The following is a 17520-nucleotide window of genomic DNA, read 5'->3' as shown; positions in this document are numbered from 1 at the left end:
CTCAGAGGGCGGGGCGAGCCTGCTCCACAGCACGTTCGTGTGCGAGCAGCTCGGCGAACGTGAAGGTTCCGGTCGGCCGGTCGTTCTTGCCGAGCAGGTACAGCCGCTTGACCGCGGCGAGGATGCCCTCGGCGAGGGAGTCCCGCGTCTGCGGGGTGACCAGCATGGCACGGTCACCCGGGTTGGAGATGTAGCCGACGTCCACCTGCACGGTGGGCATCCGGGTCAGCCGCAGCAGATCCCAGGTGCGTCCGTGGGTGCGGCAGTCGCGTAAACCGGTGCGCGCCACAACTTCTCGCTGAACAAAGTCGGCGAGGTTCCGGCCGATGGTCGACACCGAGCCGTGCGAGCTGCCGAAGTAGAACGATGCGACGCCGTGGGGTGACGGGCTGGGCTGGGTCTCACAGCGCAGGCTGATCATCAGATCGGCACCGACGGTGTTGGCGGTCCCGGCACGCTCGCCATCGGACGGGCTGCGGTTCGACGGCCGCGACAGGAATGTCTCCATGCCGATGGCGGTCATCCTGCCCTCGAGCCGACTTGCCAAGTCCCACAGGATATCTGCTTCGCTGATCGGACCGTCGGGGCCGTTGGTGATCAGGCCGTGGTCGCTGCCGCCGCGGCCCGGATCGATGATGATGCGCTTGCCCGACAGGCGCGGGCCGGAGCGGCGTACCAGTTCCTCTTCGCGGATGGCGTGCAGTGAGCCTCCGGTGACGCGCGAACCCAGAAAGTACAACGAGCGCAACGTCTCCGGGCCGCAGATGCCGTCGGCGGACAGGCCGTACTCGCGCTGGTAGGACATCAGCCCGTTGTGGGTCTGCAGACCGAAGTAGCCGTCGACCAGGGCGGTGTAGAAGCCCAGGTCCTGCAACCGGGCTTGCAGGGTGGCCACGTCGTCGCCGTACATCGGCGCACCGAACTGGTGCAGCAGTGTCCGGGCGCCCAGCCGGTAGGACGCCTCTTTGAGCGCACGGTAGGTGGCCTCACCGACGATTCCGTCGACAATCAGACCGCGGCGCTGCTGAAAAGCGCGTACTGCGTCGTCGAGGTCGGCGTCGAACACATCGGCCGCCACGTGCCGTCCGGTGGTGAAGTCCTCGTCCGGATTCTCCAGCAGACCCAGCGCCGCCAGGGCCGCTCTGATCTCGACGACGGCTGAGGCGCGGTCACCGCGGCGCAACACGTCGCCGTGGTCCAGACTCGACATACCCGCGGCCCTTCGGTCACCGTGGTCAGCGATTATCGATCGCTGACGCTTGCAGACAGGCTAGGCAGCATTCTCGCAGAAGCCGGGCCCATATCGGAAAACGGCAGGCGAAGCCGTCCGTAACGGATTCGTCTCGACCTAGACGTGGTCGGCGATCTCCCGCAGTAGGGCAGCCTTGCCCTTGGCGCCGACAATCCGCTTCACCGGCTCGCCGTCCTTGAACAGGATCAGTGTCGGAATGGACACCACCTGGAAGTCGCGCGCGGTCGCCGGATTGGCGTCGACGTCGAGCTTGGCAACGGTCAGTGAACCGGCCTTCTCGGTCGCGATCTCCTCGAGCACCGGCGCCACCATGCGGCACGGTCCACACCAGGTGGCCCAAAAGTCAACCAGCACAGGGGTATTGCTGCCCAGGACGTCATCGGCGAAGGAGTCGTCGGAAACGGTTACGGTGTTACTGTCGTCGCTCATCGTTGTGCCCCAATCATCTCGGAAGTATCAGTGCTGCCTGATTCGTGTGCCTCGGCCAGCCAGCGTTCGGCGTCGATGGCCGCCGAACAGCCGCTGCCCGCGGCGGTGATCGCCTGGCGGTAGGTGTGGTCCACGAGGTCACCGGCGGCGAAGACGCCCTCCAGGGAGGTCGAGGTTGTGCGCCCCTGCACCAGGACGTATCCCTCGGGGTCGAGGTCGACCGCGCCGCGCACCAGTTCCGAACGCGGATCGTGGCCGATCGCGACGAACACCCCGGTGACGGGCAGGGTGGACTCCTCGCCGGTGACGACATCGCGCACCCGCAGGCCCTTGACGGTGGTGTCACCTTCGACGCCGAGCACCGCGGTATTGGTCAGGAAGGTGATCTTGTCGTTCTCGCGGGCGCGGTCCAGCATGATTCTGGATGCCCGGAACTCCTCGCGGCGATGCACCAGGGTGACGCTGCGCGCGAAGCGGGTCAGGAAGGTGGCCTCCTCCATCGCCGAGTCACCGCCGCCGATGACGGCGATGTCCTGGTCCTTGAAGAAGAAGCCGTCGCAGGTGGCGCAGGCGCTCACACCGCGGCCGAGCAACTCCTGCTCGCCGGGAACGCCGAGATAGCGGGCGGCGGCACCCATCGCGAGGATGACCGCGCGGGCGAGGTGCTTCTCGCCGTCGGAGGTCACGACCTCCTTGATCGGGCCGTCCAGGGAGACCGCCTCGACGTCCTCCATCCGCAGGTCGGCGCCGAAGCGCAGCGCCTGTTCGCGCATTTCGTCCATCAGCTCCGGGCCGGTGATACCCGCGCGGAAGCCGGGAAAGTTCTCCACCTCGGTGGTGGTCATCAGTGCGCCGCCGAAGGAGGTTCCTTCGAAGACCAGGGGCTTGAGCTGGGCGCGCGCGCTGTAGATGGCGGCGGTGTAGCCAGCGGGGCCTGATCCGATGACGATGACGTCATGCACGGTAGGGGTGGCGGTCATTCCAGCCTTTCTGCTCCGGTCCCGTTCGCCGCGGGCGACGATGCCTGCGCGTCGGATGCCTCCAGGGCACCTGGTCAAACAACAGGGTAGGCCCGGGTGTTCCCCGCCGTGAACTATGGGCGGCGCACGGTGGTGTCGGCGACCAGTCCGGTGGTGACCGCACTGCACGTCGGGGCGACGGCCAGCGCGACGAGTTCGTCGGGATTCTCGCCGGCCAGCACCAGCAGAACGGTGGGCTGCCCGTCGATCTGAAGCTGCTCGGCGCCCAGGATCTGCTGAGATCCCGGGTAGCCGAGACCGGTCAGGCACGACGAACGCTTCGCGGGGTCGGTGAGCGGGCCGAAGTCCGGGCTGCGGCCGATCAGGGCGACCAGCTCGCGTGACGTCAACGGCACCGTCGGTGTGACGGTGATGGTGTCGGCCGTCGTCAGCGCACTGTGTGTGGAGTCATTGGACCGCAGCAGTGCCGTCGTCCCCACGCCGACGGCGGCCAGCACGGCGGCTGCGCCGATCCCGGCCGTCACGAGCCGGCGGGTGCGTGCCGGGGGCCGCGCGGCATGTGCGGCGCGCGGTGAGCCGGCCTGGGGCGCCACGGTGTGCGCGGTGTCGGCGCGGTCGTCGGGCTCCACGCGACCAGTGTGCCGCCTCAGGTGGCGAGCAGAACGGCCAGTCGGGCGCGGGCCCGCGCGCAGCGACTCTTGATGGTGCCTTCGGCGACGCCGAGCAGCGCGGCCGCGTCAGCCACCGAGTAGCCCTGCATGTCGACCGCCAGGATCGCCGCGCGCTGCCCGACCGGCAGCCGCATCAGCGCCCGGCGCACCGTCACCGCGGTGTCCACCTGCGGGGTGCGGTCGCCGACCGAGCCGAAATCGGTGTCGGGAACGCTCGTGGTGGGCAGTCGCCTGCGACGCAGCCCGTCCAGGCAGGCGTTGACGACGATGCGATGCAGCCAGCTGCCAACGGCAGCGTCGTGCCGGAACGACGGCGCCCCGCGGTGGGCGGCCAGCATGGCGTCCTGCAGGGCATCGTCGGCGTCCTCGGCGGTCCGGGTCGTCGCCCGCGCCAGGTGGTAGAGCCGGCGCTGGTGGCGGCCGAACAGTTCGGCGAATGCATAGCGGTCGCCGGCGACGTGGGCGGCCAACAGGTCGGCGTCGCTGCGGGGAAAGCTGGTCACGGCCGGACGCTATGGGCGGGCGGCCGGCCCCGCACTTCACCCCTGTTAGGAACCGGCTTTGACGCTCAACCCGGAGATCTCGGTGCGGTTGTCGCCGTTGGTGGTGCCCATCGTGGAAATCCACACCAGCAGATAGGACGTCGGCGCCGAGGAGTTGACCTCGATGGTGTTGGCGCCGGCCTTCAGCGTCGTCGCCGACGTCAGCACGGTGGTGTCGTCGAGGCTGGACGGGTTGGCGCTCGAGGCCGAGCGGATCTGCACCTGGGTGCCGGTGCTCGGCACGGTCAGCGACACGCTGCCGACCTTCGTCGGCTCGGGCAGCTGCAACATCAGCCCGACACCGTTCTTGAAGTTCGGGAACGGCACCGGGTCGGTGTAGGTGTCGGTGGACCAGCCGGAGCCGGTTGCCCCGGTCAGCGCCAGACCGGCCTTGTCCGGGTTGTCGGCTCCGCCGGCCGGCGAAAACACCGTCGCTTTAATGGATTTCACCGCCTCACCCGCGGCGGCCGGGCTCTGTGAGGTCGACGGGTTGAGGCCGAGCTGGTCGCCCTTGAGGCCCCCGCCGACATCGCCGAAGATGCTGCTGAGGACCGATGCCAGCACGATCAGCGCGATCACCAGCACGCCGGCGCCGATCCCGATGCCGACGAGCAGATTGCGCTTGCGCCGGGCCTGGGCCTCGAGCTCCTCCTCGGAGCCGGCGGCAGGCGGTGCGGAGTTGCCGACCGGCTCGATCAGCTCGGTGCGGTCAGCCACCGCGGTCGCCTGCTGCAGCAGGTTCAAAAGTGTTGGGGCACTGCGAATTCCGCCACCGACCTGAACCGAGCGCGCGGCGGCCGCCGAGATCTGGAACGGGATCTCGCGGTCGATCGCCCGGGGCTCGATCACCTCGCCGGCCGGGTCGGTCTCGGCGGGCGCCAATCCGCTGGGGGTGCCGGCCTCCGGCAGCGGCCACCGGTCGACGAGCAGCGCGTACAGCGCGGCACCGATGCCGCGGATGTCGTCTTCGGGCGTGGCACCGGGCATCGTCGCGGGGAACGCCAGCGCGACATCGCCTTCGATGCTCACCCGCACCCGGTTGGGGTGGTCGATCGACAACGCCACACCGGCTTCGTGTGCCGCACCGGCGGCCGCCGCCAGCGACTGCACCGCGCGCGCCCCGCCGATCGGGGACGGCGAGGTGTCGGCGACCTCCTTGAGCGAGCCGCCGCGGATCCATTCCGACACCACCAGCCCACCGGAACCGGTGTTGGTGACGTCGAGTACCCGGGCCACGCCGGGACGCTCGATACGGCTGAGCTTGAGCGTGCGGGCCAGGATCTCCTGCACCTGCTCGGGAGGCAGGCTGCGGTCGGGGTCGACGAAGGTCAGCGCCACCTGCCGGTCCAGCGCGGTGTCCAGCGCCTGCCAGAACTGCAGGCCCGGCGGCCCGCCGTGCGAGACCAGCAGGCGGTAGCGCCCATTGGCCACACTGGCGCCCGGGATCAGAGCGGTGTCGTCGTCGGTGGCCGACGACTCGACCTCGAGATTCGTCGCGACGTCGGGCTGGAAATCGTCGGCGGCCTGGCGCGGGATCTTCGTCGTCGCGTCACCGGACGGGGGCATGCCCGAGGGTTGGTCGTTCACCGCCGGTCCTTTCCCCGTCCCCCCGGCTACCGTTGCCGAAAGGTCGTACCGGAGCGGGCGGGCCCCGGCTCCAGACGAATTGCTGCGCTCAGGGTACGTGACGTGGGTGTTCGCGCGCGGCGGGTCGACCGTTGCCGTCGCGGACACCGCAATCGGTGTGGTGCGGGTGATCCGGCGCTTGACGGCCGCCCACCCGGCGACGGCATCGGGAACGCGGGCGGTGACCATGACGGCCACGACGATCGGCAGCATGATCACGCCGAGCACCGCCAGCCGCAGCAGCGACCCGGCGCCGCCGCCGTGCACCGTCAACGCCTGCAGCCCCAGCAGCCGGTCCGCGACGTAGCCGATCAACCCGGCCAGCAGCGAGGCGGCCGTCGTGACCAGGATCGTGCGGATCACGTCGACCTCGAGCAGCCGCCCGCTCGGCGGGTTCAACGCCCTGCGCAGCAGGACGTAACCCAGTGCGGCACCGGCCAGGAATCCGATTCCGTTGGCAGCGCCGAGGTATCCGGCGACGAGTTCGGGATCGTCGGTCAGGTGTGGCGCGATCAGCGAGCCGGCGATCTTCACGGCGGTGATCGCGACGATGATCAGGATCGGTGTCCACGGCTGCTCGCGGGCATAGAACACCCGCAGTTGCAGCAGCACCAGGGCGTAGGGGATCAGCGTGAACGCTGACAGCGCGATCGCCACCCCGAGGTAGTTCGCGTCGACCTCACCGAACTTGCCGTAGGCGAACAGCGCGCTGCCCATCGCCGGGCCGCCGACCGTCATGAACGCCACGATCGGGATCAATGTCACCATGGTCAGCCGGGTGGCCAGCGCCAGGTCGGCCAGCACGGCGGGGCCGTCGTCGGCGGCGGCGTTGCGGCTCAGCCGCGGCATCACGACCGTCAGCACGGTCACGCCGATGATGCCGAACGGCAGCATCAGCACCAGCCAGGTGTAGTTGTAGATCGCCGGCCCCGACGCCGCCGCGGTGCTGGCGATCTGGTTGCCGACCACCAACCCGATCTGGCTGATCAGCACGTAGAGCACCATCGCGGCGGCCATCGTGCCGAACCTCTTGAGGCGATCGTCGATGCCCCACAGCGGGCGCAGGCTGATCCGATGGGCCCGGATCGCGATCAGCAGCACCGCCGTCTGGGCCACCACCCCCAGCGTCGTGCCGATTCCGAGAACCAGCAGCTTGGCGTTGCCCATCTGCACCGGATCCACCGAGAGAGGTCCCGGCACAAGGAGATACAGCCCGAGGGTCGCGATCGCGACGATGTTGTTCACCACCGGTGCCCACGCCGGCGGGCCGAACACGTTGCGGTTGTTGAGGATCGCCATGAACACCGACGACAGGCCGTAGAAGATCACCTGTGGCAGCAGCAGGTAGGCGAAAGCCGTTGTCAGCGGCTGGTTCACCTGCGGATCGCGCCCGAGCATCAGCCGCACCAGCAGGGGAGCGGCGGCCACCGAGATGATGGTGGCGACCAACAGCAATGTGGTGGCCAGGGTGACCAGCCGCCGGACGAACGCCTCGCCGCCATCGGGGTCGTCGCGTTCGGCGCGGGCGAGCACGGGCACGAAGATCGCCGTGAACGTGGCCTCGAGCACCAGCGCGGCGATCAGGTTCGGCAGCTGGTTGGCGACGGTGAACGCACTCGACAGCGCGGCACCCAGGATGGCGGCCAGCAGCACGATCCGGGTGAACCCGGTGATTCGGCTGACCAGGGTCGCCAGCGCCATGCCCCAGGACCGCGAGACCACCGCGGAGTCGGAGAGTTCGGTGCGGGTGCCGGGGTCCGGACGGCGCAGCGGCGGTGTCACGCGTCCTCGCCGGGTTCGGGGTACCGCCGGGGCCGGTCGAGGTCGGCGGGGTCGGGCTGGCCGCGGAACCGGTGATACAGCCGCCGGCCGACCAGCAAGGCCAGCACCGCGCCGCCGGCGAGCGTGATCGCGAACAGCACCTTGCCGTAGGCGTTGGAATGCACCGACAGCCGCACCGGCTCACCGAGCTGCAGCCCGTCCGGGGTGCGCAGCGTGACGTCGACGGCGACCCGCTGGGTGAAGTGCACCTCGATGGGGACGCGCAGCGGCAGGTAGCCCGGGGGCACCTCCTGCTCACCGAGGTCGGTCACGCTCATCCCCGGCGGGGCGTCGACCTGTAGCCGGACCCGGATCGGTACGGCCAGGTCGTTGCGCACCGCGAGCGGAAGCGGGCTGTGCTCGGTGGCCAGCGTGTAGGAGCCGCCGGGGTTGACGATGGTGACGGCGCGGAAGAAGTCGTCGATGGTCCTGCCCACCACCGCCAGTCGCTGGCGGGCCAGCTCGTTGCGCGTCTCCGGCGGCTCGGTCTGGCTCAGCGCCCGCAGCATGTCCTCGCGCAGCGGCGCGGTGTACTGCTGACCGGTCAGGCCGGTGCGTGGGTCGGTGGTCAGCGCCGCGGTCAGGTCCCACAACCTGCCGACCTGGCCGGCGATGGTGGTTACCACGTCGTCGTCGAAGCGTCCGCGGACGTCGTCCGACCACGCTTGGGCGGGGGCGGCGTCCGGCGGCAGCGCAGCCGATTCGCTGATCACCGCGGTCAGCGGCCGCGGTACCGCCAGCCCGGAGCGGATGGTGGTGGCCAGCGCGGTCAGCATCGCCTGGGCGTCGTCGGCCTGCGGGCTCCACCGCAACGGGGGCAACAGGATCTGGGTGCGCGGCTCGGCGCCCGGCGCCAGCGCCCGCCACAGCATCGAGGCGATCGCATCCTGGCGGCGCGCCACCGTCGAGTCGTGGTTGAGCGGAACGTTCAGTGAGGAGTCGACGTAGGTCGGCAGCCCGGGGTCGGTGCCCACGCCTGCGAGCGCGGCGCCGACCGCAGGATCGAACGGCGCGACCACCACTTGCGGTGACAACCGTCGTGCCGCCACGTCGGCGACCATCGGTTCGCCGGTCGAGGAGTCCTGGGCGGTGATGCTGGTCGCGGCGATCGCGACGGTGGGGCCCTGGCCGTCGAGTAAGTCCACCGCCGGCGTTGTCAGCGGGCCGTCACCGAGCAGTGTCGCGCCCCTGGTCGACGTCACACCGAGGATCTGGTCGACGATGTCGCTGGCGTTGCCGATGGCGGCGGCCTTCAGGCCCGCGTCGCCGACGCGCTGCAGCGCGCCCAGGTCGGCCTGTGCGTACGGGGTCGCCGTTACGCACGTCCGCTTGGCCAGGCTCCGTAGTTTGTCCAACCACGCCACGGCGGCGGCTTGCCCGGTGCCGGGGTGTGCAGCGGTGCCCAGCCCGTTGGCGGCGTCGGCGACTACGTAACCGGCGGTCATCGCGTTGACGGTGACCAGGAGGTCGGGGTCGATCGCCAGACACAGCGCGAGGCCGGTCTGTCCGTCGGGATCGACCGCCGGGCTGGTGGCGAACTCGGCGGCCGACAGCAAGGTGTCGAGCCGGCCGCCCGGCGCCAGCGACACCGCCAGGTCGTCGTTCATCAACCGCACCGGGTTGGTGCCGCCCGGAACACCCGGCGCCAGCCGCGGCTTATCGGCAAGCGGCCAAAGCATAGTCACCGCAACGGGTTTGGTGGTATCGGGCGGGACGACGTCGGCCAGCGAGTCGCCACCGGCGTTGACCGGGTCCGGGGGTACACCGAGCACCGGAAGCAGGAACCGGGCGTCGTCGAGGCGGGCGGCCTCACCGAAGTCGGGGGTGCCGTTGACGTTGACCAGAAGCGGGTACACCCCGGGCTGGTCGATGCCTAGTGACGGCACGTCCCCGGCGCGAATCGGGTAGGTGAAGCGGAACCCCACCGCCTGGCCGCGGGGGATCTCCGCGGCGAGGTTGGTGAACTCGCCGACGGGCTGGAATTGGTCGGTGGCGCCCTCGAGTGAGGTCCGCAGCCCCGACGACGAACTCACCGCGGCCGCGTGCTCGAGGCGGGCGACGACGTCGCGGACCGGGCGGTCGCCGACATTGGTGACCGTGCCGGTGACGGTGAAGCTCGTCTCACTGGTGGTGGTGACCACGTCGGGGGTGACGGTGTCGATGCGCACCTGCAGGAACGGCGTGGTGCCGGGTTCACCTGCGGCGGCCGGGGCGATGGTGGTCGGCAGCACCAACAGGGCGAGCACTGCCAGCGCCGCCAGCAAGCGCAGTACGCCGGCCACCCGGGCGGGCATGTTCACGTCCCTGGACCGCAGCCGTTCGTCCGCGGGCCGGACTGGCGCGGCCCGGCCTCGTCGGAGCGACGGCTGCGGGTGTGCGAATGCGTCTGGGGGCGCCGCCGCGGTGCGCTACGGGGCAGCGGCGGCAGTGCGGTCGGCCCGTCGGACTGCAGCAGCTCGATGAGTTCACCGGCGACCTCGGCCAGGCGCCGCTCGTCGGCGTAGGCCAGCTTGCGCGGCAGTTCGGCCAGCGGCACCCAGGCCACCTCGGTGACCTCGACGTCCTCATCGCACAGCTCGCCGCCGGAGAAGCGCATCAGATAGTGGTGCACGGTCTTGTGGACGCGCATGCCCTCGGTGACGAACCAGTAGTCGATGCTGCCCAGGGCGGCCAGCACGTGACCCTGGATTCCGGTCTCCTCGGCCACTTCTCGGATGGCTGTCTGCTCGGCGGTCTCGCCCTGCTCGATGTGGCCCTTGGGCAGCGACCACAACATCCGGCCGCGTCGGTCCACCCGGCCGATGAGCGCGGCCACCTGCGTCTCGCGCGGTCCGTCGATGCCGTCGATGACCAGGCCGCCTGCCGACGTCTCGTGCACGGTGCGCAGGCGCGTGGTGCCGCGGCGGTCAGGCCGTGGCCGGTTGGATTTGCCGGGGCGGGGTTTCACGCCGTCAGCCACGGTTGCGGGGGTGGGCTGGGGCCCGGCTTCGGGGGTGCGATTGTCGGCTGCGACGTGCTGCGGCGGACCGGCAGCGCGACGACCACGACGCCGACCCCGGCGCCGTCGTGGTTTGGCCTGTTCGCCGTCCGACACCCAAGCGATAGTAGCTGGCACGCGCTGACCGTCCCGGCCGCACTCGCCGGATGCAGCCCGGACACCCGGACCACTAGGCTGACCCGACGTGTCCCATCCCTCTGAGGACGTCGAGCTCCTCGCCCGCGCCCTTGTCGAGCTCAACCGGCAAGGCGAGCTGCTGGCCGAGGTGGGCGCGCTGTTCGCCGCCGCCGGACACGAGCTCTACCTCGTCGGCGGCAGTGTGCGCGACGCGATCCTGGGCAGACTGACCACGGATCTGGATTTCACCACCGACGCGCGACCCGACGTGGTCCAGCGCCTCGTCCGGCCGTGGGCCGACGCGCTGTGGGACACCGGCATCGACTTCGGCACCGTCGGGGTGGGCAAGTCCGGCCAGCGGCTGGAGATCACCACCTTCCGCGCCGACAGCTACGACCAGGTGTCGCGCAATCCCCAGGTGCGCTACGGCGAGCGCCTCGAAGACGACCTGGTGCGCCGCGACTTCACCGTCAACGCGATGGCCGTGCGGATCACCGCGGACGGCCCCGGGGACTTCATCGACCCGCTCGGCGGGCTGGCGGCGCTGGGGCAGCGGATCCTGGACACCCCGGCCGCGCCCGAGGTGTCCTTCGGCGACGACCCGCTGCGGATGCTGCGCGCCGCACGGTTCGTGTCGCAGCTGCAGTTCGGCGTCGCCGACCGGGTACGCGACGCCATCGCGGACATGGCGCCACAGCTGGCCCGCATCACGGTCGAACGGGTGGCCGTCGAAATGGACAAGATGCTGCTCGGCGCCGACCCGGTGGCCGGGATCGACCTGGTGGTGCAGACCGGTCTGGGTGATGTGGTGCTGCCCGAGATCGGCCGGATGCAGATGGCCATCGACGAGCACCACCAGCACAAGGACGTCTACCAGCATTCGTTGACCGTGCTGCGGCAGGCGATGGCGCTGGAAGAAGCCGGCGAGCCGGATCTGGTGCTGCGCTGGGCGGCCCTGCTGCACGACATCGGCAAGCCGGACACCCGCAGGCACGAATCCGACGGCGGGGTGAGCTTTCATCACCACGAGGTGGTCGGCGCCAAGATGGTCCGCAAGCGGATGCGGGCGCTGAAGTACTCCAAGCAGATGGTCGACGACGTCTCCCAGCTGGTATACCTCCATCTGCGCTTCCACGGATATGGCGACGGCAAGTGGACGGATTCGGCGGTGCGCCGCTACGTCGCCGACGCCGGCCCGCTGCTGCCCCGGCTGCACAAGCTGGTCCGCGCCGACTGCACCACCCGCAACAAGCGGCGGGCGGCGCGGTTGCAGGCCAACTACGACGACCTCGAGGCGCGGATCGCCGAGCTGGCCGCCAAAGAGGATCTCGCCAGGGTTCGTCCGGATCTCGACGGCAACGCGATCATGCAGCTGCTCGGCATCCCGGCCGGCCCGCAGGTCGGCGAGGCGTGGAACTTCCTCAAGGAGCTACGTCTGGACCGCGGCCCACTCGACCCCGAGGAGGCCACCGCCGAATTGCTGGCGTGGTGGAACGCAAAGGGCACGCCCAGCGTCTGACCTGTTGTGGACTACTGCCTTGGGCCCGGTGACGGCACCGCGGAGATGTTCAGCGGCAAACCCGATCTTGACATCGACGGCGACGGCGAATTCGACAGTGTACGAATGGATTTCGACGGTGATGGGCTTTTCGACGACGCCATGACCGACGCCGACTCAGACGGCCTGGCTGATCAGGCCGTGCTGGATCTCGACGACGACGGGACCGCCGAAAGCCACTACAGCGACGACGGATCGGGCACGTGGACGTTGACCGGTGGCGTGCCCGCCGGTCCGCTGCGATGGTTCGGGCTCGACGGTGTCGAGCACGTCGACGGCCCGGCTGACATCGACGGCGACGGCCGCGCGGACCGGTTACTCGATATCGACCGCGACGGGCTGGCCGACCGGGTGCTGCGCGCGGGCCAGGGCGGTGGCTTCGACAGCGGGTGGGTCGATACCGATGGGGACGGGCACTGGGACGTGAAGCTCATCGATTCCGACGGTGACGGCGCAGCCGATGACGCCACCGCTCTCTGAGGGAGTTACCGTCCGCTGCCCGGCGGGCCCGCGAAGGCCTGCGCGATGGTCAGCCACGTCTCGGCATCCGGACCGTGGGCGACCACGTCGAGGTCGCCGAGGGGCCGGCGTTGCGTCACCAGGTAGCAGAAGTCGAGGACCGAACCGGTGACCCGCTCGGCGGCGTCCTGCGGACCCCATGTCCACAGGCCGCCGTCGGGCGCGCGCAACTCGACCCGGAACGGCCCGACTGGCGGGGTCAGCCCGTGCACGGTGAAGGCGAAGTCGCGGGTGCGCACACCCAGGTGCGCGATCGACTTCAACCGTTCGGTCGGCGCCACCGCGACGCCCACCGCGTCGGCGACGTCCAGGCCGTGCGCCCAGGTCTCCATCAGCCGCGCGGTGGCCATCGACGGTGCGCTCATGGGCGGCCCGAACCACAGCAGTTTGCGGCCGTCGGCGACGCCGCGCAGTTCGTGGTGCAGAGCGGCCCGGGTCTCGCGCCACTGGGCCAGCAGGTGCGGCGGCGTCGCGGCGGCGACGATCTCCTCGGTGGCCTTGTCGACGAATCCCAGCGGGTCGGCATTCGCAGCGGCCAGCATCTCGGCGAACCCGGCCTCGTCGGTGATCGACGTCAAGGCGGCCTGGTCCGTCCACCACAGGTGCGCGATCTGATGGGTGACGGTCCAGCCCGCCGCCGGTGTCGGCAGGCGCCATCCGTCGTCGGTCAGTGGGGCGACCAACGCGTCGAGGGCGTCGCTCTCGTCGCGCAGATCGTCGATGATCGGACCCGCATCGGCCATGGCGTCAGCCTAGAGCGCGGTGCTGCCCCGGCTGCCGATGGCCGCGTGCGCCGCGAGCCCCACCAGATAGATCAGCGAGCCGGACAGCGCCAGCAGCGGCGCATGCCCGTCGAGCGGTATCACCGCCGCCGACACGGTCGTCGCGAGGATGAAGGACAGCCAGAACAGTGAGTCCTGCACCGCGAACACGTGTCCGCGCAGCGCGTCGTCGACGTCGATCTGCATCGCGGTGTCAGCACACAGCTTGACCACCTGGCCGGCGAGGCCGAGGAAGAAGCCGCACACCACCATGACCACCAGTTGCAGGGTGGCACCCGCAACGGTGATGACGGCCGCGCTCATCAGTGCCGCGTTCGCCGTCGCATAGCGGCCCCAGCGTCGAACCGCCGCCGGGGTGAGCACGTTGGCCAGGAACGAGCCGCTGCCCGTGGCGGCGACGAAGATGACCGCGGTACCAAGCCCCAGACCGGTGACGGCCGGGGTGTCGCTGTGCCGCACGATCACCAGCACCAGCAGTGAGTTGATGCCGAACACCATGCGGTGGGCAGACAGCCCGGACAGGGTGGCCGCGACGGTCGGTGTGGTCACGACGGTCCGCGCGCCGTACAGCCAGCCGGTGGCCACGGCATAGAACGCAGAACCATGCACGGCCCGTTCGGTTTCGTCGGGCCCCAGTTCGTGGGTCGGGAACCGCATCGACAGCACCAGTGCCACAGCGACGGGGATCGCAACGAGGAAGATGATGGTCGCCGCGCCGGTGTCACCGGCACCGAAGATCCACCGCGGCAACAGCATGAAGTTGGCGCCGAGGAAGGTGGCCGTGGCCCCCGTCGCGGTGGCCACCGAGTTCATGGTCACCACCTGGTCGCGGGGCACCACGTGCGGCAGTGCCGCCGACAGTCCCGAGGTGACGAATCGGCTGAACCCGTTGACGATCAAGGCGCTGCACAACACCACCTGGTCGCTGGCCCCGACGGCCAGCAGCACGCCGGCGGCGATCACCAGAACCAGGCGGCCGGCGTTGGCCCCGACGAGCACGGTGCGGCGATCCCAGCGGTCCAGCAGCGCACCGGCGAACGGGCCGACGATCGAATAGGGAAGGAACAGCACCGCGAACGCGCCGGCCACCGCCCACGGGTCGGCAGCGCGCTCCGGGTTGAACAGCAGGCCTCCGGCCAACGCGGCCTGGAAGAGCCCGTCACCGAACTGGCTTGCCGTGCGCAGCTCGAGCAGCCGCCAGAACTCGGGCATGCCGCGCACCGCACGCCACAGCGAACCGGGTGCGCGGGCGTCGACCATCCCTCCAACACTACAAATCTCTACCGGGCGGCTGCCTGTTCGCCACCTCGAAACCGCGGTGATGCGATGATGGGGGGGTGGCACAGCCGGAGGATCCTGAGGACTTCGTCGCGCCCGCAGCCAACCGCGTGCGGGCCGGAACGCTGCTGCTCGCCAACACCGATCTGATGGAGCCGACGTTCCGGCGCAGCGTCATCTACGTCGTCGAGCACAACGACGGCGGCACCTTGGGTGTGGTTCTCAACCGGCCGAGTGAAACTGCCGTCTACAACGTATTGCCGCAGTGGGCGAAGCTGGTCACCAAGCCAAAGACCATGTTCATCGGCGGGCCGGTGAAACGCGATGCCGCCCTGTGCCTGGGCACGCTGCGGGTGGGTACCGATCCGCAGGGCATGCCCGGCCTGCGCCACATCGCGGGCCGGATGGTGATGGTCGATCTCGACGCCGACCCCGATCTGATCGAACCGGCCGTCGAAGGTGTGCGCATCTTCGCCGGATACTCCGGCTGGACCATCGGCCAGCTGGAGGGCGAGATCGAACGCGACGACTGGATTGTCTTGTCGGCGTTGCCTTCTGACGTGCTGGTCGAACCGAAGGTGGATCTGTGGGGGCGGGTGCTGCGCCGTCAGCCGCTGCCGCTGTCGCTGCTGGCGACCCACCCCATCGACGTCAGCCGCAACTAGTCCGCTGCGCTGCGCGCCAGCCGGCTGGCGATCACCGCGCAGACGAACAGCTGGATCTGGTGAAACAGCATGAGGGGCAACATGATCAGGCCCACGCTGGAGGCCGGGAACAGGACCAGGGCCATCGGTAGCCCGGAGGCCAGGCTCTTCTTCGAGCCGCAGAACATCAGCACGATGGCGTCCCCGCGGTCCAGTCCGGCCAGCCGGCCGGTCAGCACGGTGATGCCCAGCACCACCGCCAGCAGCACCGCGCTGACCACGGCGACGGCGACCACGCGCCACGGCTGCACGCTGCTCCAGATGTGCTCGGTCATGCCCACCGAGAACGCGGCGTAGACGATCAGCAGGATCGAGCCGCGGTCGACGACATGCGTCAGTGCTGTGTGCCGGGCGAGCCACGGGGCCAGCCAGGGCCGCAGTAGCTGGCCGACGGCGAACGGCAGGAGCAGCTGCAGCACGATGTCGGCGATCGCCGAGCCGTCGACGTGTGGCGCCCCGCTCAAGGGCATCAGCGCCACGACGAGCAGGGGAGTGAGCACCACTCCGAGGATGTTGGACAGCGACGCACTGACGATCGCGGCGGATACGTGACCGCGGGCGATCGAGGTGAACGCGATCGAGGACTGCACGGTGGAGGGCACCAGGCACAGGAACAGCAGCCCGGTGTAGAGGTCGGTGGTCAGCACTGTGGGGACTAGGGCCCGGGCGGCAAGCCCGAGCAGCGGGAAGACCACGAAGGTGGTGGCCAGCACCAGCAGATGCAGCTTCCACTGGCGGACGCCGTGCCACGCCTGCTGGGGTGACAGCCGCGCGCCGTAGAGGACGAACAGCAGCGCTATCGCGGCCTTCGTAGCCACCGACAGCACGTCTGCGGCCGCACCCTGGGCGGGCAGCACCGTCGCGAGCGCCACCACGGCGACCAGCAGCAGAAGGAAGGTGTCGAGGGGAATCCGCGACAGCCGGCCCCGGCTCAACGGACTACTGGCAGGACCGCACGCAGCTCGTGCAGCTGCCCGCGCACCCGCTCGAGGTCGCCTCGCGGCGTGCGGCGTAGCGGGCGCCCTGCCAGGATCCCGCGCCGATCGTGCCGAGCGCACCGACCCCGCAGACGATGACCGCGAGGAGCCCGATGGGCGCCGGGGCGGCCATCGCGGTGACCCCGCCGACGGCGAGCATCACGGCGGCTGCCAGCTGGGTGGGTGCCACGGCGCGCATCACCTCGGAGGTGAGGTCGGTGACGGGACGGGTGATCGTCCACAGGCCCGAGCCACCGACCAAGACGGCCAGCGCCAGGGACACCACGCCCGCAATCAGCATGGGGCCAGAATACGAGGCCCGGGTCAGCGGGGTTGCGCCGGATCCGCGGGAACGGTGACGGTGACCGTCGCCGTGGCGGCGGTGTTGGTCAGCGGGGCGGCCGCCGGTGCGCCGCTCGGCGCCGCGACGGCTGGCGCATCGACCGCGGCCGCGGGGGCTGCCGGGGCTGCCGGTGTCGCGGTCGGCGAGCTCACCCGGAACCCGTTGACGATGGAATCGGTGGCGTCAGCGGTGGCGACGACCTGGCTGGCCGAGGTGGTCACGTACAGCGACACCAGGTAGCGGTCGGCACCGGACTGTGCGATGACGTTGCGCCGCGAGGTGTTCAACGTCAGGTCGTTCTCGCGGTAGGTGCCCTCGATGATCGACGACGGGAAACCGCCGAAGTCGCCCATCGCCGCGTCGGTGGACTGCCAGGCGAACAGCTGCTGGCTGTCGACGTAGCCGTGGGTGATCGCTTCCTTGGGGTCGAACTCCCCGACCAGCTTGAACACCTTGAGCTGCGCGTTGGAGGTGTAGAGACCGTCGCCTCCGACTCTGTCGGCCAGCACGGTGAAGGCGTCGGGGACGTTGGGGTCGGGTACGACGCTCCACCCGCGCGGCATCGGCAGCACGATGCTGAGCGCGGTGAAGCCGCTGGCCTTCTGCGGCTCGAGCACCACACCCTTGGCCTTGAAGAACTCGGCCAGGGTGCCCGACGTCGCGGGAACCAGGGCCTCCGGAGCAGCCAACGCGGTGGGCGCGGCGACAGTGGTGGGAACTTCCAGCGGCGCCGATGCGGCGGGGGTGGCGACCACGGATGCGGCCTGGGGAGCTACGACGGCGGATTGGGTGATGGCAGGCGCAGGCGGGACGGGGAGGACCGGTTCGGCTGACGCGCTGGCGCCGGCAAACCCGAGCACGGCTGCCGACCCGGCTGCCACACCACCTACTAGTACCCGCCAGTTACGGGCGATCGTGATCAT

At 70.1% G+C, this 17520-nt stretch carries 16 protein-coding genes; 3 read left to right on the top strand and 13 right to left on the bottom strand.

The window, feature by feature from the left end; genetic code table 11:
* Position 1: 1 nt before the first annotated feature.
* From OG976_RS13305 to OG976_RS13270, 8 genes are all read right to left on the bottom strand, one after another.
* Entirely contained in the window at positions 2 to 1210 is a 1209-nt protein-coding gene (locus OG976_RS13305) for an N-acetylmuramoyl-L-alanine amidase (RefSeq protein ID WP_328362961.1), read from the bottom strand.
* 138 nt (positions 1211 to 1348) lie between these two features.
* Positions 1349 to 1681 carry a thioredoxin gene (gene trxA, locus OG976_RS13300; RefSeq protein WP_328362958.1) on the bottom strand — a complete coding sequence of 111 codons (333 nt, stop codon included), beginning with the start codon at positions 1679 to 1681 and terminating at the stop codon, positions 1349 to 1351.
* Entirely contained in the window at positions 1678 to 2661 is a 984-nt protein-coding gene (gene trxB, locus OG976_RS13295; RefSeq protein ID WP_328362955.1) for a thioredoxin-disulfide reductase, read from the bottom strand. The genes trxA and trxB overlap by 4 nt, the downstream gene beginning before the upstream one ends.
* A 113-nt stretch (positions 2662 to 2774) precedes the next feature.
* The gene (locus OG976_RS13290) at positions 2775 to 3290 is read right to left on the bottom strand and encodes a hypothetical protein (RefSeq protein WP_328362952.1); all 516 of its coding nucleotides are present in this window, start codon (positions 3288 to 3290) and stop codon (positions 2775 to 2777) included.
* A 17-nt stretch (positions 3291 to 3307) separates the two neighbouring features.
* Complete coding sequence (sigM, locus tag OG976_RS13285; protein ID WP_328362949.1) at positions 3308 to 3835, bottom strand: RNA polymerase sigma factor SigM; 528 nt, start codon at positions 3833 to 3835, stop codon at positions 3308 to 3310.
* 45 nt (positions 3836 to 3880) lie between these two features.
* On the bottom strand, positions 3881 to 7282 hold the full coding sequence (murJ, locus tag OG976_RS13280) for a murein biosynthesis integral membrane protein MurJ (protein WP_328362947.1): 3402 nt from the start codon (positions 7280 to 7282) through the stop codon (positions 3881 to 3883).
* On the bottom strand, positions 7279 to 9615 hold the full coding sequence (locus OG976_RS13275) for a hypothetical protein (protein ID WP_328362944.1): 2337 nt from the start codon (positions 9613 to 9615) through the stop codon (positions 7279 to 7281). Before OG976_RS13275 ends, murJ begins: the two co-directional genes overlap by 4 nt.
* 2 nt (positions 9616 to 9617) lie before the next feature.
* A complete protein-coding gene (locus OG976_RS13270; protein ID WP_328362941.1) occupies positions 9618 to 10415 on the bottom strand; it encodes an NUDIX hydrolase in 798 nt (265 codons plus the stop codon).
* Positions 10416 to 10503: 88 nt separating this feature from the next.
* Here OG976_RS13270 and OG976_RS13265 point away from each other — a divergent pair, with 88 nt between their 5' ends.
* Entirely contained in the window at positions 10504 to 11955 is a 1452-nt protein-coding gene (locus OG976_RS13265; protein ID WP_328362938.1) for a CCA tRNA nucleotidyltransferase, read from the top strand.
* Positions 11956 to 11961: 6 nt separating this feature from the next.
* Positions 11962 to 12474, top strand: coding sequence for a pullulanase (locus OG976_RS13260; protein ID WP_328362935.1), 513 nt, complete (start codon positions 11962 to 11964; stop codon positions 12472 to 12474).
* Positions 12475 to 12479: 5 nt separating this feature from the next.
* Here the strand turns inward: OG976_RS13260 and OG976_RS13255 are convergent, their stop codons facing one another.
* Together OG976_RS13255 and OG976_RS13250 are read right to left on the bottom strand one after the other, a co-directional pair.
* Complete coding sequence (locus tag OG976_RS13255; protein ID WP_328362933.1) at positions 12480 to 13256, bottom strand: TIGR03084 family metal-binding protein; 777 nt, start codon at positions 13254 to 13256, stop codon at positions 12480 to 12482.
* Positions 13257 to 13265: 9 nt separating this feature from the next.
* The gene (locus tag OG976_RS13250) at positions 13266 to 14555 is read right to left on the bottom strand and encodes an MFS transporter (protein ID WP_328362932.1); all 1290 of its coding nucleotides are present in this window, start codon (positions 14553 to 14555) and stop codon (positions 13266 to 13268) included.
* A 77-nt stretch (positions 14556 to 14632) separates the two neighbouring features.
* Here OG976_RS13250 and OG976_RS13245 point away from each other — a divergent pair, with 77 nt between their 5' ends.
* The gene (locus OG976_RS13245; RefSeq protein WP_328362930.1) at positions 14633 to 15238 is read left to right on the top strand and encodes a YqgE/AlgH family protein; all 606 of its coding nucleotides are present in this window, start codon (positions 14633 to 14635) and stop codon (positions 15236 to 15238) included.
* Here the strand turns inward: OG976_RS13245 and OG976_RS13240 are convergent.
* From OG976_RS13240 to OG976_RS13230, 3 genes are read right to left on the bottom strand one after another with little or no spacing between them, the layout of a single operon-like run.
* Positions 15235 to 16212: a bile acid:sodium symporter family protein gene (locus OG976_RS13240; protein WP_328362928.1), complete on the bottom strand. Its 978-nt coding sequence runs from the start codon at positions 16210 to 16212 to the stop codon at positions 15235 to 15237. The genes OG976_RS13245 and OG976_RS13240 overlap by 4 nt on opposite strands.
* 4 nt (positions 16213 to 16216) lie before the next feature.
* Positions 16217 to 16555: a hypothetical protein gene (locus tag OG976_RS13235; RefSeq protein ID WP_328362926.1), complete on the bottom strand. Its 339-nt coding sequence runs from the start codon at positions 16553 to 16555 to the stop codon at positions 16217 to 16219.
* Positions 16556 to 16578: 23 nt separating this feature from the next.
* Positions 16579 to 17520 (bottom strand): LpqN/LpqT family lipoprotein, encoded by a 942-nt coding sequence (locus OG976_RS13230; RefSeq protein WP_328362924.1) that lies wholly within the window; start codon positions 17518 to 17520, stop codon positions 16579 to 16581.

The organism is Mycobacterium sp. NBC_00419 (assembly GCF_036023875.1).
GTDB lineage: Bacteria > Actinomycetota > Actinomycetes > Mycobacteriales > Mycobacteriaceae > Mycobacterium.
This window is presented reverse-complemented; position numbering and strand designations above follow the sequence as displayed.